Here is a 26,091-nt window from a genome sequence, read left to right as displayed (position 1 = left end):
TACAAAATTCTAATTTCAATTGGCTTGCCCTTATAGCCAGGCTTACGTAAAATCTCGCTATTATTTTTTGTAAAGTGACTGGTATTATCAAACAGCTGTTTAGTGCAACCGGGCCGTTAGCGTTATCTTTAGATGGATACACGCCTCGCCAACCTCAAATTGATATGGCCGTTGCCGTTAACGATACATTAAAAAATAGCACGCAGTTAGTGGTTGAAGCGGGCACTGGTACAGGTAAAACGTTTGCCTATTTAGCGCCTGCCCTTAAATCTAAAGGTAAAACAATTATCTCAACAGGCTCTAAGGCCTTGCAAGAGCAGTTATACCACCGCGATTTACCTCAGCTAGTAAAAGCACTTAATGCCTCTAAAAAAACCGCATTGTTAAAAGGGCGCGCTAATTATCTGTGCACTTATAGGCTAAACCAACATGTAGCCCATGTACCAACAGACGATCCTGATGTAATGCATCAACTTGCTATGGTTGCAAAATTTGCCAGTGAAACACACTCGGGTGATTTAGCTGATTGTATTGGTATTGAAGAAGATGCCAAGGTACTGCCTTATGTTAATTCGACAGCCGATAATTGTTTAGGCAAAGAGTGTCCAGACTTTCAATCATGTTATATACGCAAAGCGCGTTTGAATGCAGCCGAAGCGGATGTAGTGGTTATAAACCATCATTTATTTTTTGCTGATATGGCAGTAAAAGACTCCGGTTTTGCCGAACTTATGCCCACTGCCGACGCTTATATTTTTGACGAAGCACACCAGCTTAGCGAAATTGCTAGTGACTACTTTGGTGAAAGTATTAGCACTAAAAAGCTGGTGGATTTAATTAACGATTTACGCGCTATTTACCGTGCAGAAATTCCCGATATGCTGCAGCTTGGCAAAAGCCTTAATAAGCTTGAAACCAGTGTGGCTGATTTACGTTTACAGTTTGGTGTAGATGGTAGCCGAGGAGATTGGCGCGAAAAGCTCAGTGATAAATTAATTTGCGCAGCGCTGCATCGGGTAATTAGCGATTTAGACTTTGTTTATCAGGTATTAAAACTGTGCTTAGAGCGCAGTGATAAAATAGAGCACCCGTTTGAGCGCACTTTAGCGTTTAAAGGTCAGTTAGAGCGTGTTTTTGATACCGCACAAACGGGCTTTAGCTATTGGTACGAAACCACGCGGCGCTATTTAACGGTTAATATTACGCCACTTAATGTCTCTGCTAAATTTGCTCAAATGATGAAAGACACCGGCGCAGGGTTTGTATTTACCTCAGCCACGTTATCGGTTGATAATAAGCTCGATCACTTTAATGCAAGCTTAGGTATTACTCCTGCGCAAAGTATGATGGTTGATAGCCCCTTTGATTATCCTAATCAGGCGCTGTTATGCTTACCACGATATTTGCCTGAATCGCATGCAGAGAATATGCCTCATGCAATTATAAAATTAACCCTAGAGCTGATTAAATCGGCTAAAGGGCGTTGCTTTGTACTGTTTACAAGTTACCGAATGATGCATTTGGTGGCTGAGGGGTTAACCACACAAATGGACTACCCAGTTTATATGCAAGGGCAAATGTCTAAGCGTATAATACTGGAAAAATTTACGCGCCATGGTAATGCGGTATTGTTAGGTACTGCCTCGTTCTGGGAAGGGGTTGATGTACGTGGTAGCACGCTAAGCTGTGTTATTATTGACAAGTTACCTTTTGCAGCACCGGATGACCCATTACTGCAAGCCAAAATGCAAGATTGCCAAATGCAAGGCAAAGACCCGTTTGCTCATATACAGTTACCGCAAGCTGTTATTGCGCTCAAGCAGGGCGTGGGGCGTTTAATACGAGATAACAAAGATAAAGGCGTGCTGGTTATTTGCGACAACCGATTAGTAACGCGCCAATATGGCCAAGTATTTTTAAAAAGCTTACCGCCGATGCGCCGCACGCGAAGCTTAGAAGATGCAAACACATTTTTAAAACACATTAACTAGAGTACTAAAATGATTAAAAGTAATATTCTTGCCCTAGACGCCTCAACCGAAGCGTTATCTATAGTTTTACACTTTGAGGGGCAAACATTTCATCATTTTGAAGAATGCCCACAGCAACATAGTCAAAAAATACTCCCTTTAGTTGATGAGCTTCTTAATAAAGCACAGTGTAAATTAAAAGACTTAGACGTTATTGGCTTTGGCCAAGGGCCAGGTAGCTTTACCGGTGTACGCATTAGTGTTGCTATTGCACAAGGGCTAGCTTATTCAGCCAATTTACCATTAGTGGGTGTTTCAACCTTGGCAATTATGGCCCAGCAAGCGTACGAGCAAACGCAGGCACCAGTAGTGTATTCAGCTATAGATGCACGCATGGGAGAAATTTATTTTGCCCAATACCAGGTAAATAACGCACGCATGGAGCTGGTAAATGAAGAGTGTGTTATAAAACCAGAGTTATTAAGCGAAGAGCACATAAGCAGTGAAGAGTTACACGCGATTGCCGTTGGCACGGGATTTAAAAGTTACCCTGATGCACTTAAAAACGTTAGCAATATAACCATAAATACAGCCATTACATTGCCAGATGCTCGCTATATGCTTAGCCATGTAGACACGGCCTTTTTAAAGGGCGAGGTTGTTAAAGCAAGTGATGCGCAACCTAAATATGTGCGCGATACAGTAACATGGAAAAAACTACCGGGTCGCGAATAAGCACAAGAGTTGCAAATTGGGTGTTTTTAAATCATAATTTTTAATATGTTTATTGTTGGAAGTTATCTATGACTTTGCCAATTGGCGCTGGTTTTTTTACGGGGGATATTCCTGCAAAGGTTAGCTCTACAAAAATTATACCCTCTAAACCGCAAGGTTTAGCGGATGATAGCGCCAGTCAAAAAACAAACACAGATTATGTAAAAAGTAGTAAAGCGGGTGTAGAGCTTGCTAATCAATACTTTAGTCAAAACACTAGTAACGCAAAGTACAGCCAAACTATTTATGACCAACCAAGCCCAACGGTGAGTAAAGCAATTTCAACATATACAGAATTTGCAAATTTAGAGCGTCGCGCCGAAGTACAAGATTTAATAGGCGTCGATATATACGCTTAGCCCCAGTAACAGTAAAAAATAAAAAGCCCGAACACAGGTTCGGGCTTTTTGCGTAAGCTTATGGCTACTGTTTAATAAAGCCAATTAGTTTATCGGCAATATCTGTATTATTTTGAGCACCTTTAAAGTGTTCACTGCCTTTACCGTAGGCAAATACTTGTACATCTACAGCGGTGTGTCCGCCTGTTGTCCAACCAGTAAAGCTGGCGTCACTAATAATACTTTTAATGGCTAAATTAAGCGCTGTTTCGCCCATTTTTTTCGCTTGTTCAAGTTTTACTTTATTAGCCGGTGTATATTCAATACCTGTGTTGGCGCGCCAAATAGGCTCTAGGTCATCAGCAGCGAGTAATTGCTTTGTCAGCTCAACGGCTGTTGCTTTAACGCCTTTAATAACTTCTGTATCCCACTTATATTGTCCGTGCGCACCGAGGGTTAACCCACCAGTTGAATGATCTGCAGTAACCACTAATAAAGTATCAGGGTTTTTATCAATATAGGCTTTTGCTTTTTCAATCGACTGTGCAAAGTCATCCATTTCGGCCATGGCACAGGCTACATCGTTAGCATGTCCACACCAATCAATTTGACTGCCTTCAATCATTACAAAAAAGCCGTCTTCATTTTGGCCGTCGAGTAAATCAAATGCTTTAGCTGTTAGTTGCGTTAAGTGGTTTGAATTAGCATCAAGCGCAAACGGCAGACCCATTGGGGCGTATAAGCCAAGTGCCGGTACTTGCGTAATCTGACCAAGGTTTTTTATATCATCGCTATATTGATAACCAGCTGCTTTAAATTCATCAACGAGGTTACGGTCTTCTCTAATAAAATACTGCGTACCGCCCCCTAGCATTAAATCAACAGGGAGTTTACCGGCAATTTTGTTATCTATGTATTCATTAGCAATCGCATCGTAATTTCGACGTGATTCGTTATGTGTAGCAAAACTAGCTGGGGTGGCATGGTTAATTTGCGAGGTAGCTACTAATGCCGTTGTCATACCGCGTTCTTTTGCTATTTCTAGCATGGTTTTAACGGGCTTTTTGTCTGTATCGACTGCAATAGCACCATTATAACTTTTGTGGCCGCTACTCAGTGCGGTTGCACCTGCAGCACTGTCGGTAACATAAGTGTGATCGTCAGGGTAAGTACGCGCCATGCCTGTTAAAATAGTATCAAATACGGTTGTTTCAATCTGCTTGGTGGTTGGATCATCTTTAAAATAACGATAAGCGGTTGTATAGGCAGGACCCATCCCGTCACCAATCATATAAATTACATTTTTAGGTGCATCGCTTGCATAAACACTGGTAGATGCACATAAAAGCGCTAATAAGCTAAGTTGGTTTTTCATTTTTATCCCTATGAATGTGCTGTTTAAATAGCACCACAATTGTATATGGTTACGGCGTGTTGAATTTGCAGCATAAATACCAAACATGCGCTGCCCAAAAATTCTTTCTAAGGCGATTAAATTTTTGCTAGGTTTTTACTCCGTCCACAAGGTTACAAACCTCGTACCAGGATTTAACCGCCCGTAGATTGAACAAATTTCAATCCACAAAGTTCAATACGCCCTCGTATAATAATGAAATGAAGTAAGAATAAAAAGCAAAGTATATAAACAGGTTTGGCTAATTGTCACTAAAACAATACAGCCATTTTTTTAGGTTATGTTAATTATAGTGTAATGAATATAGTGGTATACATTACCTACCTGAAGAGTATTTAAGCTCTGTTTGTAATTATTTATTGAATTAATGAAGCTTAAAATATTTTAAGCTGTTGAAATTAAATACATAATTAAAATTCAAAAGTTAACCTTACAAATAAAGTGGTCTTTATAAATATAAAAAATATAAAAACTTTTGGTATTAGAGGTCTGACAACTAGTATGTTATAAATAATGTCGCACGTTAAAAAGAGGTGTCTGTTGCAGCCATTTGAAATAAAAACAAGAAATATAACATTGCGTGGCTTACAAAAAGGCACTGGCGATGAGCTGGTTATAGCCTTGCATGGGTGGCTAGATAACAGTAATAGTTTTACACCTATGCTAGATAAAGTTAACCCGCAGCATACTTGGTATTGTGTTGAGTTTGCTGGGCATGGGCTATCTGATTGGCGCGCACAGGACGCTCATTATTATTTTGTTGATTATATTGACGATGTGTACCAACTTATAAAGAGCTTAGGGGCAAAAAAGGTACATTTAGTCGGCCATTCAATGGGCGCAATGGTGGCTGGTTTATTTGCTAGTTGTTTTAGTGAGTATGTGCATTCAGTTACCTTTATTGAAGGGATTGGCTGTGTTACAACCCCCAGTGATGAAGTATGTGAGCAATTAAAAGGGGCGATACTGAACAGAGAGCGCGCCTACAATAAAAAAAAGCGCGTTTATAAATCGCAATCAGCGATTATCGATGCGCGTGCAAATACAACAGATTTAAATAACGAACTGATCACCTTATTGATGAGTCGTAATATTAAGCAAAGTGAACTAGGGTATGAGTTAACAACAGACCCTAAGCTTAAAAATCACTCAGGTTTTAGGTTTGATGAAGCGCAATGTATTGGTGCAATAAAACAATTAATTGCACCAAGCCAATTAATTTTAGGTAACCAAGGTTATTCGTTTGTAAAACAAAATTTGGCCAAGTATATTAGCTATTACAACAACTTGAAGGTAATTAATGTAGATGGCGGGCATCATTGCCATATGCAAAGCAGTGGGTTATGTTTTGAGCATATTCAAGCCTTTATGCTGCAAAATGGTGCATGTTAATTGTAAATTAGCGCCAAATGTGGGATTATTCCTGCATTAGAGTATTTGCTCAATTGTTAAAGTGCCTTACTTAGATTAAGGTTAATAAAAATATAATTATAAACAGGGGCTAAGAGTGGAAAAAATCTGGCTTAAGCGCTACCCAGAAGGTATGCCTGAAACAATCGATCCTGAGCATTACAACTCGTTACTCGAAGTGTTCGAAAAAAGTTTTACCGATTACAAAGATTTACCTGCATTTACGAATATGGGTAAAACATTATCGTATGATGAAATAGATACAGCGACACAACGTGTTGCCTCGTATATTCAAAATGATTTAGGTCTTAAAAAAGGCGACAAAGTTGCCGTAATGATGCCTAACTTATTACAAACGCCTATCGCTATTTTAGGTATTTTACGTGCAGGGTGTGTGGTGGTTAACGTAAACCCACTTTACACAGTACGAGAGCTTGAGCATCAATTAAAAGACTCTGACGCGTCAGCTATTTTTATATTGGCTAACTTTGCAGACACGCTTGAAAAAGCACTTGCAAAAACGGATGTAAAACACATTGTTGTTACCCAAGTGGGCGACATGGTGGGTGGTATTAAAAAGCATATCGTTAATTTTGTGGTTAAATATATAAAAAAAATGGTACCCAGCTACAACCTGCCAAATACAATTAAGTTTTCAGATGTGTTAGCAGGTGACCCTGCAAAGTATACGCGCCCAGAAATGAGCTTATCTGATCTGGCCTTTTTACAATACACGGGTGGTACAACCGGCGTATCTAAAGGGGCGATGTTAAGTCATGGCAACATGGTTGGTAACCTTGAGCAAGTATCGGGCTGTTTAGATAAAGTATTAGACCGTGGTACTGAAGTTGTTGTTACTGCATTACCGCTTTACCATATATTTGCGTTAACGGCTAACTGCTTAACGTTTATGAAATACGGTGGTTTGAATGTATTAATTACAAACCCACGTGATATGCCAGCATTTGTTAAAGAGCTTAATCAGCATAAATTTACTGCTATTACCGGTGTAAATACCCTGTTTAACGGGCTACTTAATACACCAGGGTTTGCAGAGCTTGATTTTAGTCATTTAAAAATGTCATTAGGTGGCGGTATGGCGGTACAACGTCCTGTAGCTGAAAAATGGCAAAAAGTGACTAATTCTAAATTAATGGAAGGTTACGGTTTAACTGAGTGTGCACCGCTTGTAACTGTAAGCCCGTACGATCTAGAAGCTTATAATGGCTCTATTGGTCTACCTGCTCCTAATACCGAAATTAAGCTAATGCTTGAAAACGGTGAAGAAGCGGCAAAAGGTGAACCCGGTGAGCTATGGGTTAAAGGCCCACAAGTTATGCTAGGTTACTATAACCGCCCAGATGCAACCGCAGAATGTTTGCAAGATGGTTGGTTTGCTACCGGCGATATTGCCACATACGACGATGAAGGCTTTTTCTATATTGTTGACCGCAAAAAAGACATGATCATTGTATCGGGCTTTAATGTGTTCCCAAATGAGATAGAAGAAGTTGTTGCCATGCACGACGGCGTACTAGAAGTTGCGGCTATTGGTATTCCGCACGATGTAAGTGGTGAACAAGTTAAAGTTTTTGTTGTTAAAAAAGACCCTTCTTTAACTGAAAAAGATATAATAAATCACTGTCGTGATAATTTAACTAATTATAAGGTGCCTAAACTCGTTGAGTTTAAGGATGAGTTACCTAAAACAAATGTAGGTAAAATTCTCAGAAGAGCCCTAAAAGATTAGTAAACTATAAAAAAGCCGGCATTAGCCGGCTTTTTTATTGTAGGAGATTAAGTGCAATACCAATTGATCGAAACACAAAATCAACTCAATACCTTTGTTGAGCAAATAAAAAACAAGCCTATTTTAGCCATAGACACAGAGTTTATGCGCCGCCGTACTTTGTACCCTGAAGTTGCACTTATTCAAGTATATGATGGCGAGCATCTTGCCCTTATAGATCCACTGGCCGAACTCTCGTTATTTGAATTTTGGCAAATATTACAAGATCCATCAGTACTGAAAGTGTTGCATTCACCTTCAGAAGATATTGAAGTATTTCAAAAATATGCAGGCTTTGTACCCGCTCCATTGTTTGATACACAATTTGCTCTTCAGCTTTTAGGCGAAGGCAACTGTATGGGCTTTGCGCTAATGGTAAAAGAGCTATTAGGCATAGAAATAGACAAAAGTGAATCGCGAACTAATTGGCTACAGCGCCCATTAACTAAAAAGCAGCTCGATTATGCAGCCGCTGATACGTTTCATTTACTGCCTTGTTTTGAACTAATAATTGAGCGTATAAATAAAGCTGAGTTATTTGATATTGTCATAAATGAGAGCGAGTTAATTGCAAATAAACGCGCCTTTCAAACTCCAGATGAGCTGCTTTACAAAGATATAAAAAACGCATGGCAACTAAAACCGCACGAGCTCGCGGTATTAAAAGAATTAGCTGTATGGCGTCGTAATAAAGCTATTCGTAAAAATTTAGCGCTTAACTTTGTGCTTAAAGAGCACAACATGACGGAAATTGCTAAACGTGGGCCCTCGAGCTTAAATACGCTGAGACAAATTCCGGGTGTTGAGTCGATGGAAGTAAACCGCTCTGGAGTCGAAATACTAAAGTGTATTGAAAAGGCCAAAGCACTCCCGGTTGATGAGCATCCGCCAGTGCTTAAACGTTTAATTGATTTTCCGGCTTATAAAAAAGTAGCTAAAGATATTAAGCAAAAAATCACTAAAGTGGCAAAAGAGCAGGGTATACCAGAGGATGTAATGGCCTCTAAAAAGCAAATTAATCAGCTTATTAGCTGGAATTGGAAACTCACCGATGAGCAAAAGCTAAATCATATTAAACCTGATTTACTTAATTCTTGGCGCTACAGTTTTGTTAAAGACGCACTTAAAGAGTGGGATAATTAAACCCACTTTTTAAGCTAACAGGCTATGTTATACCAATTCGCAATAATATTTAGTCATTTTTAGGGGCTAATCGTGTCGCTATCTGCGTTAAAAAATTCTCATTTAGAACAACTAAATAGCGATTTTTTTGCCTTGCTATCAACACGTTTTTCCATCCTCAAAATAGATCACTTAATTATGCGAATTGGTATTAAAAATCGGGCGCTACGCTGAACGTTAACCGCTTATTGGTAATGGGGTGATCTAGCGCCAAATACTCGGCATGTAAGTGTAACCTGTTGGCTTTTTTACCGTAATGTGTGTCACCAATAATAGGCATATTAAGCCCTAAGTGATGAGCGCAGTGTACTCTTAACTGGTGAGTGCGTCCTGTTTTAGGGTAGAGCTGTAGACGTGTAATATTGTTTTTTCGTTCAAGCACCTGCCATGTAGTAAGTGCGGGTTTGCCGTTTTTATAACAAACAAGCTGGCGTGGCTTATCGTCAAAATCAAGTCTCAAGGGCAGCTCTATCTTGCCACTGTCCTTAGGCACAATACCATCAACCAGCGCAATGTAACGTTTATCAATAGTGCGGGCAATAAATTGCTTTTGTAGTGCTTTGTGGGCTCGTTTATTGAGCGCCACCACTAATAAACCTGATGTAGACATATCTAGTCTGTGCACAATTAACGGGCCTGTAGCGTGCGGAAATTGCGTTTGAATACGTAAATACACAGAATCTTCAATATTGACTCCTGGTACAGATAAAAACTCGCTGGGCTTGTTTACAATAACAATATCATCGTCTTGATAGACTATCGGCAGCGTTTTACCTTCAGCAGGGTTAACGAGTAGCGGGTTATCTTCTATGCTGAGGCCTTTTAACATGTGCGATAAAATAGGTTGGCACTTACTGTAGCAAGAAGGGTAATAGTTTTTATGTTGGCGTATTGCCGATTTAGGTGCGGGCCCCCACCAAAACTCAGCCATTGCCACTGGCTTTAAATTATTAAGATAAGCGTATTGTAATAGCTTGGGCGCAGCGCAATCTCCAGCACCTGATGGCGGAGTATGCTCTGGCAATGCTGCAAATATGGCATTGAGATCTTTAACTTCATGCTCTGCATTTAAAAACTGGTACTGCGCAAACACTCGTTTTTGTAGGTTTTTAGATAAAACTTTACGGCGCTTTTTTAACTGTTTTATTTCGTCGTGTAGGGCATTAAGCGCCTGCTGTTGCTGAGTTATTTTGTCGTGCCAGTGATCTTTTATGCTTTGATAGTATTTTTTATCTTCTATGCTTTGTTTGGCCAGTTCATTCAAGCTTGCTTGTTGCTCAGGCGTTATTTCTTGGCTGTGCTCAATTACAAGTGCACTGCGCGCCTTTTTACGTGTTTTTCTATTGGCTTGCATTACGCTTTGTTGAGCGTGTAACTGTTGCTCAAACGCGGCTTTATCGGCATTTAATGACGCTGTTAATTTATTCAATGTACTTGCATTTTCTAGGGCATGTATTTGCGCATTTATGTCGTTAATTATTTTACTTTCTTTTAAATAACTCACATCTTCCAGTGCCATTGTAGATACATTAGGCACGCATTTTATATCGGTATTTAAATTTTCAAGCTGGCCTGAATACGCCGCTAAAAAGCCAAGTTGTTGTTGCTGGTTTTGTACAACCAGTACACCAAACATTTTGCCATCATTCGTTGCTGTATTGCTGCTGTCATTTTCGTTATACGGTAAATGCGTTTCAAGTTGCTGCTGCAATTGTGTTGCGGCTAAAACAGATAACGGATGAGGCTGGTAGTAAAACGGAAACGTAAATTTATCTGGAAGCGGTATAGAATCTACAGAGCAATCAAATAAAGTAAAACAAGAAGCGTGATTTAACATAGCAAAGTAATAGCAAGCATAAAGCAAAATAATAGGCCCATAATAACATATTCACTTAAGGGGTACTTGCTTAATCCTCTGCGGTTACTAAACCGCGCTTAGCTAAAAAGCGTACTAATAATAGTGTTAGGTTTTCTCTGCGTGCATTATTTGGCCATACCGCGTAATAACCAAGCGGCTTAAGTTGCCAGTTAGGTAAAATGTGAATGAGCTCTTCTCTTGCTAATTGTTTTTTTACTAGGTTTTCGGGCAATATGCTAAGACCCAAGTTTTCAGATACAAAGTGACTTATTGCAAGTGCACTATTTACATTTACGCGCGACTTTTCACAAATACACACTACTTCGTCATTTGGAGAGGTAAAATCTACAGTGCTGCCGCGCATACTAAAATGAACCCAATCCCACTGTTTTAAATCGTTTGGGTGCATAGGGGGCTGATGCCTACTCGCGTACTTACTTGAGGCAACTAAAAAGCGTTTACTCTCGCCAATTTTACGCGCCATGAGTGAGCTGTCTTCTAGCCAGCCAACTCGAATACTTAAATCGAGTCCTTCATCCATTATATTTATTACTTGGTCTGTGTAATTAAGAGACAAGTTCACTTTTGGGTATGTTTGCACAAATTCTGCTATCGCGGCTGAAATTTCGGAGCTTGCTAAAAAGGCGGGCAGCGATATTTTTAAAGACCCTATAGGCTCATCACCCACAGAGTTAATTTCGTTCAAACCTGCCTATGCGTGTTTTGTTATGTTTTCTACGTGGGCGTAAAGTTTTTCACCTTCAGGGGTAAGCGACAATTTACGGGTTGTTCTATGTAATAAAGTGACGCCTAAAAACTGTTCTAAGTCAGAAACACATGGCTAACACGTGAAGGTGCTATGCCAAGCTCCTTAGGTGCAATACGAAATGAACCGCCAGCAACCACTTTGGCAAAAATAGCCATGTGTCGTAAATAGTTAATCATTGTTCTGAAAGTCGGAATTGTATTGTGCCGTTATTGTATCTATTCGCTTGTGTATCTAAAAGTTATATTAGCTGCGAATTCAACATTAGCCTTACAGCCCAATAATTTGGTTGTTAAAAAAATCAGGAATAACAATGAACACATTACAAAAAACTATAGTTGCCGCAATTGCTTTAGCGTGTACCACACCTACTTTAGCTAGTGCAGAGGGGTTTTATGGAACTGCACATGTTGGCTATAGTTCGCAAGCAAATGACTCTCAAGCCATTGGTAACAATATTGCCGTAGATAGTGATTTTCCATCTGAATTTGATGCCGGTGAGGGCAGTGTAGGCAGTATTGGTTTAGGTTATCAGTTCAATCCTCAATTTAGAGTAGAGGCGCGTATTAGCTATCATGATACTGACTATAGCGATACAAAAGTTGGCGTGGGTGCACGTGAAGGTGAGTAGTATGTATTAAAGGGGGATTTAAAGACCACCACTTATACAATTGAAGGCTTTTACGATTTTGATAACAGCACCGCGTTTACGCCTTATATTAAAGCAGGGTTAGGGGGTTGCCGATAACAGCTATTCTGCAAAATTAGGTGGTGCAGGCATTAGCGCCTTTGATGCATTCGATGGAAATGTTGATGGCTATTACGATGCGTATGCTGATGACGATTCAACCGAATTTACATGGAATATTGGTGCAGGGGTTAACTATCAAATAACTAAAACTATGTCGTTATACACTGAGTATCAATACATTGAATTTGGTGATGTGCAAACGGGGCAAGATGCATTTACTGATGGCTTTAAAATTGACAGTGCAGCAAGCCATGAGTTTTTACTTGGTTTACGTGTAAACTTTTAAACTTAAAACACAACACAATGCACCACATACGTGTAGTGAGTGTGCAAAGCAAAAAGCGGCATTTAAAATGCCGCTTTTAGTTGTGCTACTTTTTTTCTTCGTCAGGTAATGTCACGTTGAGCTCAAGTACCGCTAAATCATCTTCGTTTTGATCAAACTGTACCTGCACTGCATCAGTGTTTACATTTACGTACTTACGGATCACATCTAAAATATCTTGTTTTAATTGTGGTAAGTAATCCGGTGTTCCGCGTTGCGAACGCTCGTGCGCGACAATGATCTGCAATCGCTCTTTTGCTAATGACGCGCTATTTTTCTTTTCTGAGCGGAAGTAGTCAAGTAAAGACACATTAACCTCCAAAAATCCGTTTAAATAAGCCTTTTTTCTCAACATCTAAGAAGCGAAAATCGACTGTTTCACCGAGTAAGCGATTGATTGCATCAGCGTATGCTTGCCCTGCATCTGAATCACCATCAAGTATTACTGGTTGGCCTGAATTAGACGCACTTAATACCGCTTGCGACTCAGGGATAACACCAAGTAAAGGAATCGACAGAATATCTTTAACATCTTCTACCGATAACATTTCACCTTTTTCAACTCGCTCAGGGTTGTAGCGTGTTAATAATAGGTGTTCTTTAATATTTTCTAGGCCTTCTTCAGCACGTTTCGATTTGCTGTGTAAAATACCTAAAATTCTGTCTGAATCTCGAACCGAAGATACTTCAGGGTTTGTTGTTACAATTGCTTCATCAGCAAAGTACATCGCCATCATTGCGCCGGCTTCAATACCTGCAGGTGAATCACACACAATGTAGTCAAAGTCTTCTTTTAGTTCGTTTAAAACGCGCTCTACGCCTTCGCGGGTAAGGGCGTCTTTATCACGTGTTTGTGATGCGGGTAGTAAAAATAATTTTTCAACGCGTTTATCTTTAATAAGCGCTTGATTTAGGTTGGCTTCGCCGTTTATTACGTTTACAAAATCGTATACTACGCGGCGCTCACACCCCATAATTAAATCTAGATTACGTAAGCCAATATCAAAATCGATAATAACTGTTTTATAGCCTTTTAAAGCTAAACCGGTGCCTATTGCAGCACTTGATGTTGTTTTACCAACACCGCCTTTACCAGAGGTAACGACAATTACTTTTGCCATGAGATTTATCCTTTAACCAAAGCTGAAATTTCTAATGATTCGTTTTTTTGTTGTATTTGTACTGCATTGCCCCAGTGCTCACCTTGTAATGAGTCGCTGATCCAGTAATTGCCATCAATTGAAACCAATTCGGCTTCGAGCTTTTGGCAATAAATGCAGGCGTCTTTAATCCCTTTTGCACCTGCAATAGCGCGCCCGCGTAAGGTGCCATAAATATGCACATTACCATCGGCTATTACTTCTGCACCGTGGCTAACTGCACCAAGTACAATTAAGTCTCTGTCTTTTGCATAAACTTGCTGCCCTGAGCGTACCGTGCCATTAATTACTTGCGCAGGTAGGTACACGTTTTTTTCAACAATAGAGGTATTTGGCGCCTCTTGTTTAACGGGTGCACTTTTAGCATCTTGCGAGTAATTTAGTACAGACAGGCCAGCGGCTTTAGCTTGCGTGTGTTGCTCATCTGAGCCATTACAAACACCTACAGCATTAAAGCTCATACGCTCAATGAGAGATTTTAAATGTACAAAATCAAGTGAGCTGTTTTTAATTTCTTCTAAATTAACAACAATAGGCGCTCCTTCAAAAAAACGAGGAGCTTGGGCTATTTTTACATACAACTGTTCTGCTAGAAGGGCGATATCAGTGCTATAAAGATGCAATACTGACAACGTGAAAAGGTTCCCTTTTAGCTCAAAAATTTGTTCCGACATACACGCTCAATTGATTTGTCTGATTAGAAATTAATTTTAGATAAACGTAGGCTGAATAAGGCCTTTAATGAAATTTCTAATCTAATTTTTCTAACTTATTATTACTCTCATGTTATAGTGTGCGGCAATGTTAAGCAAGATTAAATAGGGCCATTATGCTCACTGCGGTATATAAAAGTAAGAAAAAAGCGGATACCTTCTTATTTGTTGAAAAAAGAGATGATTTTAGTAAAGTGCCTGAACCTTTACTGGCTATGTTTGGTCAACCTATTTATGTAATGATTATCAATTTAGCAAAGCGTGATCATTTAGGCGGTGCCGACCTTGAAACAGTAAAAGCAGCGTTAGCTGACCCAGACAAGGGTTACTATTTGCAAATTCCACCGCCGGAAGAAAATTTACTTAGCCAATTACGAAAAGAAAACGGAGTTGATAGTGATTAAAAAGTTAGCCGTAATTTTATGCTCAGTGTGTTTAAGTGGCTCTGTAGTTGCTAAAACGCAGGCCGAATTTCAAACTTATTTAAGTGACTTAAAACAAGAGGCAATTGCAAAAGGGTACGATAGCAAGTTAATAGACGATGCATTTGCGACCGCCTCATACAAAGAAAAAGTTGTATCGGCTGATAAAAACCAGCCAGAGGTTAAAGAAACCCTCGAAACCTACTTGCCAAAACGCGTACCGCAATGGAAAATTGATCGTGCACGTAAACTCTACGCAGAAAATAAAGATGTACTTGAACAAGTTGCAAAAGAGTTTGGCGTACAAGCACGCTTTATAGTGGCATTATGGGGCCTTGAAAGTAACTTTGGCACAATACAAGGTGGCCATAATGTTATTTCATCGCTTGTGACGCTTGCCTTTGATGGTCGTCGTGAAGCGCTTTATAAGCGCCAGCTTTGGGCAGCATTAGATATTTTAAAGTCAGGCCATATTACGCTTGATAAATTTAAAGGCTCTTGGGCTGGAGCAATGGGGCAAACTCAGTTTATGCCTACCTCATTTAACGCCTACGCCGTTGATTACAATAACGACGGCCGTAAAGATATTTGGACCACCAAAGAAGATGCATTTGCATCGATTGCCAATTATTTAAAACAAGAAGGTTGGAATGACTCACTAACTTGGGGTCGCCAGGTAAAATTACCTGAAAATTTTGACAGTAAATACGTGCTAAAACGTGGCACTAAAACACGTAAGCAATGGTTAGAATATTGGAACGACTCAGAGCGCTCGCTTGCAGACTGGCAAGCACTGGGTGTACGCAAAGCTGACGGGTCTGACTTACCTAATGTTGATGTACGCGCTGCACTGGTAATGCCCGATGACATCAATGGGCGTATGTACTTAGCGTATGATAACTACAAAGTGTTTATGCACTGGAACCGCTCATATTACTTTGCCACCAGCGTGGGCTATCTTTCAGATAGAATTGGTTATCCAAAAATATAATTTATACGCTGTTGTGTGATAAAAAAAGCCGCTAAGCGGCTTTTTTTATTTGTTTAATCATGTTCTTTTTTAAATATTTTATCTTTTAAATCGATAACCTTGCCAATTCCTGAACCAAGCTTCATTAGCTTATTAAGCTGCTCTGGGCTTAAGCGTTGTAACTCTGAAGACCACTTAGTAACCGTTTCGAGTAGGTTGTGGATTTCGCCCATTTGCTTTTGTGCATAGCGCTCTTCTTCGTTGTTTGCTTCGTCTAAAAGGTTATCACGCAGCAAACTTAGGGTAGGGTCTATTTCACGCTTTTTACGCTCTTCAAATACGCGATTAGCCATATCCCAAATTTCACCCGCTGGGGCGTAATATTCTTTACGATCACCAGGGATATGATGCACTTTAATTAATTGCCATGACTGGAGCTCTTTAATTCCCATGCTTACATTGCCACGCGAGATACTTAGCGCATCGGCAATCTCATTTGCGGTCATGGGCTCTTTGGTGATGATCAGTAAACCGCACATTTGGCCAATCGTGCGATTGAAACCCCAACGGCTGCCCATTTCACCACAGTGCATAACAAAGGCTAAGTTTTTTTCAGATAGACTCATAGCTTTTTAAGTTTCAGTAAATTCAGAAAGTAATGCTAGCACGCTTATAAATTATAGCAACGTTTAGCCTGGTATCTTTTGTAGAGTATTAAATCAAGATTAGGTTTAATTTACTCCTACTTTTTGTAGGAGTAAATTAATTGCTTAGGCAGGGTTAAAGTGTGTAGCTAAAGCTGAGCTTAGCGTTACGCTCTTCGCCTGGCATACCACCTAAAAACATGGCTTTAGAGTAGTACTTTTTATTAAACAAATTGTTTAAATTAAGCTGCATGTGCCACTTATCAGTGGTGTACGAAACTGCTGCGTCGTACACCGTATAGCTTGGTACATAGCCATCAGGAATACTAAATGAGCTTGAGTTAGTGCTTCTGTTATCAACAAAAGTAATACCGCCACTGATGTTAACAGCCTCAGGTAGGTTAAACATATCGGCGTAGTAGGTAACCCACGTACTTGCCGTTACATACGGTACGCCTTTTTGGCGTGTATCGTAACTGCTGCTATTTGGATTAGATTTATCGCGGGCATCTTGGTATACGCCGTTTACATTTACTTTCCATTGCTCGTTTAAGTGCGCATTTAAATCGAGTTCAACGCCTTTGGTTTGCTCTTCACCATCGTAGTAGCTTTCTACTACATCAGGCCCAGACACACCGGCTTCATACAGTGGGTTTGTGTATTCAAGGTTTGTACGCGCGCTTTCAAATACCACCAGTGATGCTAAAAGCTGATCATCAAATGCTTTAAATCTAAAGCCTAAATCGTTACTGATAGACTCAGAGTCTTCACGGTCGGCCTCTGTACCTGCTACTGAGCCTAATACACTGTAGGCAGTACGGCCTTTAGCGTGGTTAATAAACACGGAAAAGTTTTCAGTGGGTTGATAGGTTGCGCCTAAGTTATAAGTTAAGCCACTGTCTGATGTGTTTGCTTCAGGCGTTGGTTCAGCGCGACTTGAGCTATAACGCTCATCTACACCATAGTGCTCATATGTTTGCTTAATGCGATTATAAGCAACACCAACTCGAGTTGTAAGCTGCTCAGTAATATACCCTACGTGTTGAATACCTAAGCCCCACGCTTGTACTTTTTTATTGTAGTCACTGGTTTTTAGTGGGTCGTAGTCATCAAAACTGCCTGTTGGCCAATTTGGCGAGCGCATATCATAAATATATGGCAGCGTGCCTTGGTAAAGTACATTTCCTTCGCTGTCGTAAATAACTTTGTCTGCATCGTAAATAGAATACTGTTTAAAGCGAATGTCTCTGTCTTCGTAGTTTGCATTAACCAGTAATTCGTTATCCACGTCGCCTAACATAAAGTCATAGCGTAAATCTAAGAAATACTGCCATGACTTTTCATCAGCTTCTACTTGACGGTATTCTTGGCGTCGCGCTGCAAACGGGTAAAGCACACCGTCTTCAACTAACGGGGCACGCGGGTCGTTATTTATAATGCCATCGCGTGTTGAATACACGTAATTAAATGCGCCAGTTTGACGAGCAAAGCTTGATGTGTAGTTACGGTACTGTAACTGCTGATTTAAAAATAAATCATCTGTAATAAAGTAATTATGGGTTAGCTTAAAGCGAAGCTCTTCACCTTCATTATCATCCGCCATAGGAGAGATAATACCGTTAGTACCAAAATCGTACGGGGTAAGGCCATCGGTTGATGAAAGCGACTGTGCCAATTGTGTTTGTTGAGCCGCAGTTAATTGAACACCATTACCAGATGGGTCATTTACTAAATCTACGCCAGTTACTTCACCTGCAGTTAAACCATTGGCGGTTTCTGCATTATAAATTCGAATAGGGTGGCCAATAGAATCTACTGCAATTGAGTCTTTAATATAGGCAGCAGAGAGCATGATATCTTGCTTGTCACTTAGTATGTATTTAAGCGAGGTATAAATTTCGTCGCGGTCTTCTTTTAAATCACGAAAGCCATCGCTTGAGGCCGTTTTAGCCATTACGCGATACGCTAGGTCATCGGTAATCGCATTGGTGCTATCAAAGGCAAGTGAATAACTATCCCATTGGCCAAGTTCGGCAGATATTTTATGTTTTTCTTCAAACTCAGGCTTTTTTTCAATCAGATTTATAACACCACCAGCACTGCCTATACCATATAAACCGGTAGCAGGGCCTTTAAGTACTTCAACCGACTCAACATTAGTGAGTGAACGAGTTGGGTTAAATGTATTACCTAAGCCTGCACCGCCATACATACCATCGTAAGTGTAATTAGCATCAAGACCACGAATGACTAAATTGTCGCCTATACCGTAGTTATTACCGGCTTGAGTTAAACCACTTACATTACGTACAAGTTCTTGTAGGCTGTCTACACCTTGTGACTCTATAAGTTCACGGTCAATAATAACAACCGGTGCCGGTGTTTCCATTAACGACATGTCTGATTTAGTTGCAAGGCCTGAGCTCATTACAACTTGGTTTTGCTTTTCGTAAACGCTGATGCGCTCAATGTCTTTTTCAGCCGTTGTTGCAGCAACCGCTAATGATGCGTTTAAACACGCAAGTGTAACAAGAGAGTATTTGAACTTTTTCATATTGATAATTATTCGCATTCCATAAAGTGTGCGAATAGTAATAGTTATTATTCGTTAAGTGAATAAAAAATTCTAAAAAAGTGAAATTAATTGCGTAGCAGGTGAGTTATTGTTCTAAAAAGTAAATTTAAGGTTAAATTAATACGGTAAATAAAAAGCATGAAAGTGTAAGCTTTCATGCTTTTGTAAAATAATACATTAATTAGTGACTATTTTTTATAAACAACGCCTGCTTTCATAACAAAAGGAATGCGCTCAAGCACAGAGATATTTTTAAGTGGATTACCTTTTACGGCAATAATGTCGGCTGCAAACCCTGATTTTAGCTGACCCAGTTTATTATCCATTTTTAATAGCTTTGCACTGTTAATGGTGGCAGCCTGTATTGCTTGTAGTTCGCTCATGCCAAATTTAACCATACGGCTAAATTGTTTGGCGTTATCGCCATGAGGGTAAATAGCAGCATCGGTACCAAATACCATATTTACACCGGCTTTTACTGCGCGGTTAAAGCTGTCGCGTTGCTTTTTAGACACTTGACGCTCTTTATTGAGGTTTTCTTCATCTACCCCATTTTGCTCACCAAAGCTCAGTGTGTATTCTGTATTATAAATGTCCATTGATAACCACGTGCCATGTTTTTTAGCAAGTGCGATGGCTTCATCATCTAAAAAGCTGGCATGTTCAATACTATCTACGCCGGCTTTTATAGCTGTTTTAATACCACTTGTGCCATGTGCGTGAGCGGCTACAGGTAAATCACGCATGTGGGCTTCATCTACAATGGCTTTCATTTCTTCAAATGAATACTGCTGTACACCCACTTTTGTCCCTTTAGAAAAAACGCCCCCCGTGGCGCAAAACTTAATGGCATTAGCGCCATACTTTATGTTTTCTCGTACTTTTACACGTGCAGCCCATGGGCCATCGGCTACCCCTGTTGAAGTGTATTTTAGCTCTGGTGGTAAACGGTTATTATCGCAATGTCCGCCTGTGATCCCAAGCGAAGGGCCAGCTGCCCAAATACGCGGGCCTACAATATCTCCGGCGTTAATACCATCACGCACTGCAATCACGCTATAGCCCTCGGCCCCTACATTTCTGAGGGTTGTAAAACCAGCAAGTAATGTTTTTTTAGCAAAGTGCGCGGCTTTAATGGCCATGCGCGGTACCGACTGACTTAAACGCTCACTTCGAGATACCGTAGGGTCGCTGGTTAAATGTACATGCATATCCATAAGGCCCGGCATTAAAGTGAGCTCGGGTAAATCAATATGCTGATCGTTTTTGCTCATGCTCGGCTTTTTGTTTTGTGCGACGTTAGTGATCACCCCATTATCAATGGTGATCAGCGGCGATTGAATAACCTCGCCTGTGTGTACATCTACCATGGCTTTAGCAGAAATATAAGTAAGGGCTTGCGCGTTAAAGCTTCCTAAACACATAAGTGCAACGGAGGCGCTGAGTAGCTTTTTTTTCATTGTTTTTTCTTCTGGTGGCTGTTTAATTAATTGAAATGTAACAACCTAATATAAAAGTGTAAATATAATAGGTTAATCGCCACTTATCGTAATTTCTTTATTAACGCAGGTTAAATGCGCATAATCGGCTGACGATACTAAAAAGGATTACCATGAAATCAATTAAATTAGCCTTAGTTGCCAGTGGCGTTATGTTTGCTTTAAGTGGCTGTATGAACACACAAACCAGTAATAACACTGGCAATAGTGCACAGCTAAACACGTCAAACGCACCTGCAGCTATTGTTTCAGAGCTCTCTTATGAGCAGCAATTAGATGTACTTGTAGCACAGTACTACAACGAGTTACTCAGTTTTAAACCTATTAATGCAACTTATAGTGGGCGCAGTGAATTTAATGATAAGTTTACCCCCGCTATTACTCAAAAAAATCGGGCAAAAAAAGCCGCGTTTTACAAAAAGTATCAACAACGTTTAACACTTATTGATAAGGCGCAGTTAACAGGGCAAGCGTTACTCAGCTATGAAATATTACAAAGAGACCTGGCACTTAATTTAGAGGGAATGCAATTTCCAAGCTATATGCTGCCTATTAACCAAATGGCGGGAGCGCATAATACCTTTGCCGGTTTTGGCTCGGGGCAAAGTGCGCAGCCATTTAATACCGTAGAAGATTACAATCATTTTATAAAACGAAGCGAAGGCTTTATTACGTGGCTCAGCAGTGTAGAGCGCGCGATGGCGAAAGGGATTAAAGCGGGCATTACCTTACCAAAACCATTAGCTAAAAAGCTTCAGCCACAATTTGCTGCGCATGTGGTTAAAAATGCAGAGGATTCGTTATTTTGGGGGCCAATTAAAAACTTACCAGCCTCATTTACTGCACAGCAAAAGCAGCAAATAACGGCGCAATATAAAGCACTTATTATGCAGCAATTAGTGCCTGCATATAAAAGTATGAGCGACTTTTTAGCCAATCAATACATTCCTCAAAGCCGAGAAACGGTAGGTTATAGTGACTTGCCTAATGGTAAAGCTTGGTATGAATATCAAATTAAAAAAAATACCACGTTGAGCCTTTCTGCAGATGAAATACATGAGATTGGTTTAAGTGAAGTTTCGCGTATTTTAAGTCAGATGAAAAAAGTAAAACACGAGGTAGGTTTTAACGGCACTTTGGATGAATTTTTTCAGCACTTACGTGATTCGGACCAATTTTATTACGATACGCCAGAGGCATTAATTGCAGCGTATGAAGATATAAAACAAAAAATAGATGCGCGCGTCCCTTTACTGTTTGATGTTGCGCCTAAAGCCCCTTATGTTGTAAAAGCGGTTGAACCTTATCGAGCTCAATCTGCAGCGGGTGCATCTTATGCAGCGCCGGCACCTGATGGCTCTCGACCAGGTATTTTTTACATCAATACTTATAACCTTAAAGCGCAGCCAAAATTTTTATTAGAAACACTCTCTATACACGAAGCCGCGCCAGGCCATCACTTTCAAATTGCTTTACAGCAAGAAATAGATGGCCTTCCAGATTTTAGAAAATTTGGTGGCTACACGGTATTTGCAGAGGGCTGGGCGTTGTACGCAGAAAGCCTAGGAAAAGAGCTGGGTTTATTTACCGACCCTTATATGTGGTACGGGCGTTTGGCCGATGAGCAACTTAGAGCAATGCGCTTAGTGCTTGATACAGGCTTTCATGCAAAAGGCTGGACTCGACAGCAAGGTATCGATTACATGCTGGCAAATTCGTCAATGGCTAAAAGCGATGTGATAGCAGAAGTTGAGCGTTATATTGCATGGCCTGGCCAAGCTCTTTCGTACAAATTGGGGCAATTTAAAATTCAACAATTACGTGACTACTCTAAAAAAGAGTTAGGTGATAAGTTTGATATTAAAGCGTTTCATACGCAAATATTGATTGATGGCGCCTTGCCGATGCCTATTTTAGAGGAAAAAATTAAACGTTGGGTTGCTGCCAGTAAATAGCAAAATGCGCAAAGCCCGTACAAATAAAGGCACGGGCTTTGCGCACGCTGTAGCAATACGTTAGAATGCGCGCTCTTTAGGGGCGCGAGTAAATTATGTTTGATCAAGAGTTAGCAAATACACAGTTTTGGCTTAAAAAAAGCTTAGCCGATATGAACCAAAACGAATGGGAAGCGATTTGTGATGGTTGCGGAAAATGCTGTTTAAATACCTTTATTGACAGTGAAGATGAAGACGAATTTACCGCCACCGATCAACTACGTGAAGGTGAAGAGCTTATTTTCACCAACATTGTTTGCCAATACCTTGATAACAATACCTGTGGTTGTAGCGAATACGAAAACCGCCAAACGCTGGTCCCTTCTTGCGTTAAACTGACCAAAGCCAACCTTAAAGATATCTTTTTTATGCCGCAAAGCTGTAGTTATCGCCGTCTCCACGAGGGGCGAGGTTTAGCTTCTTGGCATCCGCTATTAAATCAGGGTGACAAAACCCAAATGCATGCGCTTGGTATTTCTGTTAAAGATAAAACCGTAAAAGACTGTGACGTAAATCTCGATGACTTTGATTTATACATTGCTGAGTGGCCAACAAAGGATTGCGACTAATGAGCGAGCTTAAGGCTGTAATAGGTTTAATTAATCCTAAAAGCCCTACAAATGTTGGCGGCGTTTTACGTGCCGCGGGTTGCTATGACGCTAAACAAGTATTTTTTACCGGTAGTCGCTACTTAAATGCTAAAAAGTTTCATACCGACACTAAAAATGTTGTTGAGCGTATTGCGCTTACGGGCACTGATAACCTACTCAGTGTAAAACCTGAAGGCGCAAAGGTTGTGGTTATTGAGCTGATTGAAGGCGCCACGGCGTTACCTGATTTTAAACACCCTGAAAACGCATTTTATGTATTTGGGCCAGAAGACGGCTCAGTACCAAAAGAGGTTTTAAAATGGTGCGATGAAGTGGTTTACGTACCTACAATTGGTTGTATGAACCTTGCGGCCACCTGCAATGTGGTACTTTACGACCGTTTAGCCAAACTTGGCGGGGTGGAGAGCAGCGACTCAACTATTATTAATTCTCGCGATACCAATAATAAAATGAAGTGGGTCAAAGCTTAAGCACCTACTGCTGATTATTAACTACATAATAATGCGTTTAATTCTTTTATTTTAGTGTGTTAGTTCTACACTGTAGAAACCCTACATTAAAAAGTTGAATTATGCGTTTATTTTTAGCCTTACTGTTGTTTTCTTCATCGAGTTTTGCACAAGTCTCTGTAACTTACATGCAAGACGATTCTTTGCACACTGTAATTGGTGAGCGCTATAAGTCAGGGTATTTTTTTAACGCGCCAAACAGCACTCAAACAATTCATGTGGTTACACTAGACTGGCCGCCTTACATAGGTAATAAGCTGTGTAACAAAGGCTGGGTATATCAATTTAGTACGGCGATTCTACATAGCACTGGTTATAGTGCTTATATAGAGTTTGTTCCTTGGGCGAGAGCTGTTCGTGCTGTAGAGCTCGGTAAAGCCGATGTGTTAATGCCAGAGTACTATATTGAAGACACCGCGCCATCTGATTACATAGAAGGTAAAACACGCCGTAAGCTGTTAGGGCTTTCTAATTCGTTTGAAGGCGGTAACATAGGGTTTTTAAAACGCAAAGGCGAGCCCGACAGGTTTAATGGCAATTTAAAGTCGCTTAAAGGCTCGCGTATTGGTGTTGTAAGAGGGTATCAAAATACCCCTGAGTTTGATGCCATGATGGATAACAACGAATTTATCATCATTAATGCCGTTGATGATTTACAGCTGGTAAAGTTACTTGCGGCAAAGCGTGTAGATTTAATTATAGGCGACCCCGCTGTGTTACTTTACTCGGTAAAATATGCCGCTTTACCCGATAGCGAAAAACAGACCCTACTTAGTGCTATTGAACCAGAGAGCAAGGCAATTCAATATAACCCTTTATATTTTGCGATAAGTAAAAAAACACCAAACTGGCTCACTGTATTAGAAGATATTAATACTGCTTTATACAAATTTAAAAATAGCGGCGAAACCCAAAGGATGAAACAGGCCTTATTAAATGAATGCGATTAATTGTAACGTTCCAATTATTTTGTACTTATATTATGTCGCAAACGTGTAAAATCATTTTCAACTTGTTAATGGAGTGAAAATGACGTGAGTGAAATAAATACCAATCAATCATTTGCGGTCAAAGAGCAACAAAATAAAAATTACCTGTTACCGCTGACTGCAATGACCACACTGTTTTTTTTATGGGGTTTTATTACCGTTTTAAACGACGTACTAATCCCTCGTCTAAAAGGCGTTTTTGACCTAACTTACTTTGAAGCAATGCTCGTACAGTTTTGCTTTTTTGGCGCCTATTTTATTGTCTCTATTCCAGCTGGAATTTTGGTTAAACAATTAGGTTATAAAAAAGGCATACTAACCGGCCTAGTGGTTGCCTCAATTGGCTGTATGTTGTTCTACCCTGCGGTGGTGGTGCATGAATACTGGTTGTTTTTAGGTGCTTTATTTGTACTGGCTGCTGGTGTAACTGTTTTGCAGGTTTCTGCGAACCCGTATGTAGCTGCTTTAGGGCCGGAAAAAACCGCCTCATCTAGGCTAAATTTAGCGCAAGCACTTAATGCCTTAGGGACAACAGTAGGCCCGTATGTTGGGGGTATCCTGTTTTTTGGTACCGCAGGTACATTAGCGGCAAGTGCTGCTACTGCTGAATCTGTAAAAGTACCTTATTTAATGTTAGCAGCGGCCTTACTTATTATTGCTATCGTATTTGCCTTTATTAAGCTTCCTGAAATAGAGGGCCATAAAGAAGAAAATAACCCGGTTAATGAAACTCGCTCACTAACACAGGCACCTCATTTAACAATGGGCGTATTTGCTATATTTTGTTATGTCGGTGGTGAAGTGGCTATTGGTAGTTTTTTAGTTAACTTTTTTGGCGAAGCACATATAGCTGGGCTTGAAGAGCACGCTGCTGCTGCACTGATCAGCTACTATTGGGGCGGAGCAATGGTTGGCCGCTTTATTGGCTCTGCTGCACTACAAAAAATAGCGCCATCTAAAGCATTGGCATTTAATGCCTGCATGGTAATTGCCTTATTACTTGTGACTATATTTACGCAAGGCAATGTAGCCCTGTACGCGGTACTGGCCATTGGTTTATTTAATTCAATTATGTTCCCGACTATATTTTCTGTAGCGATAGAGCGCTTAGGCTCATTAACCAGTAAAGGCTCTGGTTGGTTGTGTTTGGCAATAGTAGGGGGTGCCTTGGTGCCTTTATTACAAGGTTACATTGCTGATGTTGTTAATATTCAGCAAAGCTTTTTTGTTCCGCTAGTATGTTATGTATTTATTGCTTGGTATGGCTTAAACGTGGTTCGTTTAGCTAAAAAGTGGTAAATACCCCCCGATGAAAGAGCGACTGAATACGTATTCAGTCGCTTTTTTATTACTATTTTATAGGAACGTTCCAAGTGATGGTTTGTTCTTAAAAAAATAGAGCTGTTACAACTATATACCGAATAGAGC

At 40.2% G+C, this 26,091-nt stretch carries 24 protein-coding genes and 1 pseudogene; 15 read left to right on the top strand and 10 right to left on the bottom strand.

The features are described 5' to 3' along the window. Positions 1 to 74: 74 nt before the first annotated feature. From PSH48_RS05680 to PSH48_RS05670, 3 genes are all read left to right on the top strand, one after another. The gene (locus tag PSH48_RS05680; RefSeq protein WP_273611089.1) at positions 75 to 1,991 is read left to right on the top strand and encodes an ATP-dependent DNA helicase; all 1,917 of its coding nucleotides are present in this window, start codon (positions 75 to 77) and stop codon (positions 1,989 to 1,991) included. Positions 1,992 to 2,000: 9 nt separating this feature from the next. Beyond that, the gene (gene tsaB / locus PSH48_RS05675) at positions 2,001 to 2,705 is read left to right on the top strand and encodes a tRNA (adenosine(37)-N6)-threonylcarbamoyltransferase complex dimerization subunit type 1 TsaB (protein WP_273611088.1); all 705 of its coding nucleotides are present in this window, start codon (positions 2,001 to 2,003) and stop codon (positions 2,703 to 2,705) included. A gap of 68 nt (positions 2,706 to 2,773) precedes the next feature. Then, on the top strand, positions 2,774 to 3,103 hold the full coding sequence (locus tag PSH48_RS05670; protein ID WP_273611087.1) for a hypothetical protein: 330 nt from the start codon (positions 2,774 to 2,776) through the stop codon (positions 3,101 to 3,103). 64 nt (positions 3,104 to 3,167) lie between these two features. Here PSH48_RS05670 and PSH48_RS05665 read toward each other — a convergent pair whose 3' ends face one another. Beyond that, complete coding sequence (locus PSH48_RS05665; RefSeq protein WP_273611086.1) at positions 3,168 to 4,457, bottom strand: alkaline phosphatase; 1,290 nt, start codon at positions 4,455 to 4,457, stop codon at positions 3,168 to 3,170. A gap of 579 nt (positions 4,458 to 5,036) precedes the next feature. Between PSH48_RS05665 and PSH48_RS05660 the strand changes: the two genes are divergently transcribed. From PSH48_RS05660 to rnd, 3 genes are all read left to right on the top strand, one after another. Then, a complete protein-coding gene (locus tag PSH48_RS05660; protein ID WP_004586368.1) occupies positions 5,037 to 5,888 on the top strand; it encodes an alpha/beta hydrolase in 852 nt (283 codons plus the stop codon). 115 nt (positions 5,889 to 6,003) lie between these two features. Continuing rightward, a complete protein-coding gene (gene fadD / locus PSH48_RS05655) occupies positions 6,004 to 7,656 on the top strand; it encodes a long-chain-fatty-acid--CoA ligase FadD (RefSeq protein ID WP_024031721.1) in 1,653 nt (550 codons plus the stop codon). 51 nt (positions 7,657 to 7,707) lie between these two features. Next, positions 7,708 to 8,838: a ribonuclease D gene (gene rnd, locus PSH48_RS05650; RefSeq protein WP_064387254.1), complete on the top strand. Its 1,131-nt coding sequence runs from the start codon at positions 7,708 to 7,710 to the stop codon at positions 8,836 to 8,838. A 190-nt stretch (positions 8,839 to 9,028) separates the two neighbouring features. On the opposite strand, the gene PSH48_RS05645 is transcribed toward rnd, so the two are convergent. From PSH48_RS05645 to PSH48_RS05635, 3 genes and pseudogenes are all read right to left on the bottom strand, one after another. After that, positions 9,029 to 10,714, bottom strand: a complete 1,686-nt coding sequence (locus PSH48_RS05645; protein WP_273611085.1) for an RluA family pseudouridine synthase — start codon at positions 10,712 to 10,714, stop codon at positions 9,029 to 9,031. A gap of 70 nt (positions 10,715 to 10,784) precedes the next feature. Beyond that, positions 10,785 to 11,441 (bottom strand): substrate binding domain-containing protein, encoded by a 657-nt coding sequence (locus PSH48_RS05640; RefSeq protein WP_273611084.1) that lies wholly within the window; start codon positions 11,439 to 11,441, stop codon positions 10,785 to 10,787. A 6-nt stretch (positions 11,442 to 11,447) separates the two neighbouring features. Next, a pseudogene (locus tag PSH48_RS05635) lies at positions 11,448 to 11,534 on the bottom strand (hypothetical protein); the annotation flags it as partial. 280 nt (positions 11,535 to 11,814) lie between these two features. On the opposite strand from PSH48_RS05635, the gene PSH48_RS05630 reads away from it, so the two are divergent. Both PSH48_RS05630 and PSH48_RS05625 read left to right on the top strand, forming a co-directional pair. Next, positions 11,815 to 12,132, top strand: a complete 318-nt coding sequence (locus PSH48_RS05630) for an outer membrane beta-barrel protein (RefSeq protein ID WP_249318351.1) — start codon at positions 11,815 to 11,817, stop codon at positions 12,130 to 12,132. 148 nt (positions 12,133 to 12,280) lie between these two features. Continuing rightward, complete coding sequence (locus tag PSH48_RS05625) at positions 12,281 to 12,538, top strand: outer membrane protein (protein WP_236695090.1); 258 nt, start codon at positions 12,281 to 12,283, stop codon at positions 12,536 to 12,538. Between the two features lie 85 nt (positions 12,539 to 12,623). Here the strand turns inward: PSH48_RS05625 and minE are convergent, their stop codons facing one another. The 3 genes from minE to minC are packed head-to-tail and all read right to left on the bottom strand — an operon-like array spanning position 12,624 to position 14,411. Next, positions 12,624 to 12,887 carry a cell division topological specificity factor MinE gene (minE, locus tag PSH48_RS05620; protein ID WP_004586362.1) on the bottom strand — a complete coding sequence of 88 codons (264 nt, stop codon included), beginning with the start codon at positions 12,885 to 12,887 and terminating at the stop codon, positions 12,624 to 12,626. 1 nt (position 12,888) lies between these two features. Then, positions 12,889 to 13,698 carry a septum site-determining protein MinD gene (minD, locus tag PSH48_RS05615; protein WP_024031716.1) on the bottom strand — a complete coding sequence of 270 codons (810 nt, stop codon included), beginning with the start codon at positions 13,696 to 13,698 and terminating at the stop codon, positions 12,889 to 12,891. A gap of 5 nt (positions 13,699 to 13,703) precedes the next feature. Further along, positions 13,704 to 14,411, bottom strand: a complete 708-nt coding sequence (minC, locus tag PSH48_RS05610) for a septum site-determining protein MinC (RefSeq protein ID WP_004586360.1) — start codon at positions 14,409 to 14,411, stop codon at positions 13,704 to 13,706. A gap of 155 nt (positions 14,412 to 14,566) precedes the next feature. Between minC and PSH48_RS05605 the strand changes: the two genes are divergently transcribed. After that, on the top strand, positions 14,567 to 14,854 hold the full coding sequence (locus PSH48_RS05605; RefSeq protein ID WP_004586359.1) for a YcgL domain-containing protein: 288 nt from the start codon (positions 14,567 to 14,569) through the stop codon (positions 14,852 to 14,854). Then, positions 14,847 to 15,863, top strand: a complete 1,017-nt coding sequence (locus PSH48_RS05600; RefSeq protein WP_004586358.1) for a lytic murein transglycosylase — start codon at positions 14,847 to 14,849, stop codon at positions 15,861 to 15,863. Before PSH48_RS05605 ends, PSH48_RS05600 begins: the two co-directional genes overlap by 8 nt. Positions 15,864 to 15,916: 53 nt before the next feature. Here the strand turns inward: PSH48_RS05600 and PSH48_RS05595 are convergent, their stop codons facing one another. The 3 genes from PSH48_RS05595 to PSH48_RS05585 form a co-directional block, all read right to left on the bottom strand. Continuing rightward, positions 15,917 to 16,468, bottom strand: coding sequence for a GbsR/MarR family transcriptional regulator (locus tag PSH48_RS05595; protein WP_004586357.1), 552 nt, complete (start codon positions 16,466 to 16,468; stop codon positions 15,917 to 15,919). Positions 16,469 to 16,622: 154 nt separating this feature from the next. Further along, positions 16,623 to 19,040, bottom strand: a complete 2,418-nt coding sequence (locus tag PSH48_RS05590) for a TonB-dependent receptor (protein WP_273611083.1) — start codon at positions 19,038 to 19,040, stop codon at positions 16,623 to 16,625. 209 nt (positions 19,041 to 19,249) lie between these two features. After that, on the bottom strand, positions 19,250 to 20,521 hold the full coding sequence (locus PSH48_RS05585; protein ID WP_273608802.1) for a Xaa-Pro dipeptidase: 1,272 nt from the start codon (positions 20,519 to 20,521) through the stop codon (positions 19,250 to 19,252). A 152-nt stretch (positions 20,522 to 20,673) separates the two neighbouring features. Here PSH48_RS05585 and PSH48_RS05580 point away from each other — a divergent pair, with 152 nt between their 5' ends. From PSH48_RS05580 to PSH48_RS05560, 5 genes are all read left to right on the top strand, one after another. Further along, positions 20,674 to 22,515 carry a DUF885 domain-containing protein gene (locus PSH48_RS05580; RefSeq protein ID WP_273611082.1) on the top strand — a complete coding sequence of 614 codons (1,842 nt, stop codon included), beginning with the start codon at positions 20,674 to 20,676 and terminating at the stop codon, positions 22,513 to 22,515. A 95-nt stretch (positions 22,516 to 22,610) separates the two neighbouring features. Continuing rightward, the gene (locus tag PSH48_RS05575; RefSeq protein WP_273611081.1) at positions 22,611 to 23,123 is read left to right on the top strand and encodes a YcgN family cysteine cluster protein; all 513 of its coding nucleotides are present in this window, start codon (positions 22,611 to 22,613) and stop codon (positions 23,121 to 23,123) included. After that, complete coding sequence (locus tag PSH48_RS05570; RefSeq protein ID WP_004586351.1) at positions 23,123 to 23,635, top strand: RNA methyltransferase; 513 nt, start codon at positions 23,123 to 23,125, stop codon at positions 23,633 to 23,635. Before PSH48_RS05575 ends, PSH48_RS05570 begins: the two co-directional genes overlap by 1 nt. 101 nt (positions 23,636 to 23,736) lie before the next feature. Continuing rightward, a complete protein-coding gene (locus tag PSH48_RS05565) occupies positions 23,737 to 24,624 on the top strand; it encodes a substrate-binding periplasmic protein (protein WP_273611080.1) in 888 nt (295 codons plus the stop codon). A gap of 84 nt (positions 24,625 to 24,708) precedes the next feature. Beyond that, positions 24,709 to 25,962, top strand: coding sequence for a sugar MFS transporter (locus PSH48_RS05560; protein ID WP_055254170.1), 1,254 nt, complete (start codon positions 24,709 to 24,711; stop codon positions 25,960 to 25,962). The last annotated feature ends 129 nt before the right edge of the window (positions 25,963 to 26,091 follow it).

The organism is Pseudoalteromonas sp. Angola-4 (assembly GCF_028599265.1).
Lineage (GTDB): Bacteria > Pseudomonadota > Gammaproteobacteria > Enterobacterales > Alteromonadaceae > Pseudoalteromonas > Pseudoalteromonas atlantica.
Note: the sequence above shows the minus strand (reverse complement) of the source record. Positions and strands in the feature narration are given on the sequence as shown.

Coding starts and splice junctions, on each gene's coding strand:
- tsaB (WP_273611088.1), top strand. CDS start 2,001: ATGATTAAAAGTAATATTCTTGCCCTAGACGCCTCAACCGAAGCGTTA.
- PSH48_RS05670 (WP_273611087.1), top strand. CDS start 2,774: ATGACTTTGCCAATTGGCGCTGGTTTTTTTACGGGGGATATTCCTGCA.
- PSH48_RS05665 (WP_273611086.1), bottom strand. CDS start 4,457: ATGAAAAACCAACTTAGCTTATTAGCGCTTTTATGTGCATCTACCAGT.
- PSH48_RS05645 (WP_273611085.1), bottom strand. CDS start 10,714: ATGTTAAATCACGCTTCTTGTTTTACTTTATTTGATTGCTCTGTAGAT.
- PSH48_RS05630 (WP_249318351.1), top strand. CDS start 11,815: ATGAACACATTACAAAAAACTATAGTTGCCGCAATTGCTTTAGCGTGT.
- minD (WP_024031716.1), bottom strand. CDS start 13,698: ATGGCAAAAGTAATTGTCGTTACCTCTGGTAAAGGCGGTGTTGGTAAA.
- minC (WP_004586360.1), bottom strand. CDS start 14,411: ATGTCGGAACAAATTTTTGAGCTAAAAGGGAACCTTTTCACGTTGTCA.
- PSH48_RS05605 (WP_004586359.1), top strand. CDS start 14,567: ATGCTCACTGCGGTATATAAAAGTAAGAAAAAAGCGGATACCTTCTTA.
- PSH48_RS05595 (WP_004586357.1), bottom strand. CDS start 16,468: ATGAGTCTATCTGAAAAAAACTTAGCCTTTGTTATGCACTGTGGTGAA.
- PSH48_RS05590 (WP_273611083.1), bottom strand. CDS start 19,040: ATGAAAAAGTTCAAATACTCTCTTGTTACACTTGCGTGTTTAAACGCA.
- PSH48_RS05585 (WP_273608802.1), bottom strand. CDS start 20,521: ATGAAAAAAAAGCTACTCAGCGCCTCCGTTGCACTTATGTGTTTAGGA.
- PSH48_RS05580 (WP_273611082.1), top strand. CDS start 20,674: ATGAAATCAATTAAATTAGCCTTAGTTGCCAGTGGCGTTATGTTTGCT.
- PSH48_RS05575 (WP_273611081.1), top strand. CDS start 22,611: ATGTTTGATCAAGAGTTAGCAAATACACAGTTTTGGCTTAAAAAAAGC.
- PSH48_RS05570 (WP_004586351.1), top strand. CDS start 23,123: ATGAGCGAGCTTAAGGCTGTAATAGGTTTAATTAATCCTAAAAGCCCT.
- PSH48_RS05565 (WP_273611080.1), top strand. CDS start 23,737: ATGCGTTTATTTTTAGCCTTACTGTTGTTTTCTTCATCGAGTTTTGCA.